General features: G+C 63.8%; 4 protein-coding genes. 2 read left to right on the forward strand and 2 right to left on the reverse strand.

Features of this window, described 5'->3' with window-relative positions:
• Positions 1 to 337: 337 nt before the first annotated feature.
• Complete coding sequence (locus tag ACYVC6_RS22670) at positions 338 to 595, reverse strand: hypothetical protein (protein ID WP_460716837.1); 258 nt, start codon at positions 593 to 595, stop codon at positions 338 to 340.
• 187 nt (positions 596 to 782) lie between these two features.
• Between ACYVC6_RS22670 and ACYVC6_RS22675 the strand changes: the two genes are divergently transcribed.
• Positions 783 to 1,187, forward strand: coding sequence for a hypothetical protein (locus tag ACYVC6_RS22675; protein ID WP_460716838.1), 405 nt, complete (start codon positions 783 to 785; stop codon positions 1,185 to 1,187).
• 64 nt (positions 1,188 to 1,251) lie between these two features.
• On the opposite strand, the gene ACYVC6_RS22680 is transcribed toward ACYVC6_RS22675, so the two are convergent.
• Positions 1,252 to 1,614 carry a hypothetical protein gene (locus ACYVC6_RS22680; RefSeq protein ID WP_460716839.1) on the reverse strand — a complete coding sequence of 121 codons (363 nt, stop codon included), beginning with the start codon at positions 1,612 to 1,614 and terminating at the stop codon, positions 1,252 to 1,254.
• 131 nt (positions 1,615 to 1,745) lie between these two features.
• Between ACYVC6_RS22680 and ACYVC6_RS22685 the strand changes: the two genes are divergently transcribed.
• Positions 1,746 to 2,078 carry a hypothetical protein gene (locus ACYVC6_RS22685; RefSeq protein ID WP_460716840.1) on the forward strand — a complete coding sequence of 111 codons (333 nt, stop codon included), beginning with the start codon at positions 1,746 to 1,748 and terminating at the stop codon, positions 2,076 to 2,078.
• The last annotated feature ends 16 nt before the right edge of the window (positions 2,079 to 2,094 follow it).

Raw genomic sequence — 2,094 nt, forward strand, 5'->3', positions numbered from 1 at the left:
CCGATGAGCGGAATGTGTCGCTACGAGGTTGGAGGCCAGCCGAGGCGCGACAACTGCTCCTGAGGTGACCAGTTGCTCGGCTGCCGAACGACTGTGCTGTGCCAGGGATGACCCTCCCAAATCCAGCGGACCCGCCATCCCATGTAGAACCCCGCCCGGAGGTCCTCGCGGCCGCCGCACGCATCCTGATACCCGAACTGCAATCCGCAGCATGAGCAAATCTCCTGGGACCCGACACCATCGACCCAAGGCGGCTCGTCCTGGTCAAAGCCGCAGGCGGGACACACGTGCACATCGGCATCCTCGCAAACGAATCGTCCGCTCCTGCCGCGGATCGTCAGCTGAAGGACTCGGCCATCCGTGACACGACGATCAGCAAGCCGACCACCGCGACCATGAATCCGCACCCGAGGCCGGACCCGAAGTAGCCCGATCGAGCTTTCAGAGCCGCAGCGAGAAGAGCAACAGCGGGGATCACCAAGCCGAGCGGACCCAATCCAAGCCCGAGAAGTGCCGAGATGAAGCCAATCAGTGCGCCGATCGAAGAGCCGAGCGCGAACAGCCCAAGATGGAGCGAACCGGAGTCGTCACGCACAGCCGCTCACCTCCTCAACTAAGCAACGCGCCGACCGTAGGCCAACACGGGTGCGGATAGGCGAGCGTGGCTACTCAACTCAGCCGTCCGATCATGCCGCGAGCAGCGCGGTCGTGCCGTTGAGCCCGCGTGTGCATCTGAAAGACTGCGGGCCACCATGTTGGAGAAGTCTGAGGTCCGACGTCTCATGACAAGCACATGGAAAGCGGCGGGCCTGACGGGCCGTGGCAGGCGGTGGACCTACGTGGGTTCCGAGTTTGAGTGGCTAGTCGCTTACGAAGGCGATTGGCTCGGACGCATCAGCATGACGGCTGACGCAAAGCTGCGGGACGCGGTGGATGACGATTACCCGTTACGAGTGTTCGCAGAGTTCCTCCCCGAGATTGACGGTCACGTTCTCTTGGTTGCGCTGGCGGCGGAATCCGCCATGGGCGATGACGTACGTCGAGATGTCGTGCGTGAATACGCTCAAGTCTTGGTGGACTTCGTCATGGCTCACGACTCGGTGGACTCACGTCGGGCGGCTTACCGCTCTGGCGTCCTCAAGCCGATGTTCATCCGCTTCGACCTACGCGATGCGCTGGAGGCGTAGGAGTCGGATCGTCCGGTCATAGCCGCGGAGGGGCCGTCCGATCATGCCGCGGTCCGCGCCCGCCCTATCCGGCTGAGCGAAGATCCGCGTACTCGTCCTGGATCACGCCGCCGTTCACCCAACGGCTCATTCGTGCACCGTTCTGGCTTGCCGCTTCGAACGCGGTAAGTGCATCGGCGAAGCGACCGATCATGATCCCGTCTCCGACGTCGACGTCCTCGTCCGCCGGGCGAAACTCGTACACGTCGAGGAAGTCGTCATCGCCGTCGTTGAGCACGGCATGGCGTCGCAGGGCGAAGCCGCCGTCAGCGGCCGCAATCGACAGCCATCTGACCGTTCCTTCATCGAGCGTCGTGGTGAGCAGCTGCTCGATCGAACCGCCACGGCGCAGCGCAGCCGCGGCCTGCTGTTCGGTCAGGTGACGCACGGAAGAGATCATGCCGAGCACTGGCATCCCGGGCCAGTGGAACCGCCCGACTTTGCCGCGGAGCGGCCATCCGCATCTGGCGCGTTCCGAATCTGCGGCGCAGTGACAAACAATCGCCGTACGCTCCGCTGGTGAGCATCGCCTTGGGTTTCGGTGACACGGGTTCGATGCTCATCAACAGTGGGCCATTCGAAGCCCTTAGGGCCGCTGTTCAGGTTCGGCTGAACGACAGTCCAGAGGCCGCGCAGTTCTTCGATGACGCGATGCTCCACTTCGGCGGCGACATTGCCCGAGTAGCGCCGGACCTGGCGTGCGCCATCGCGTCGGCTCTTCGGGACGTTGTGGATGGGTGGCTCACTCAAGAGGACACGGTTCCTAGGACCTGGGCGGGCTACGGCAACCACGTCGAGGCGTTGAGTGAACTACGAGCCCTGGCGGCTGAGTACGAGCGGACGGCCTGCTGAAACGTCCGATCTTGCC

The organism is Nocardioides dilutus, assembly GCF_054779555.1.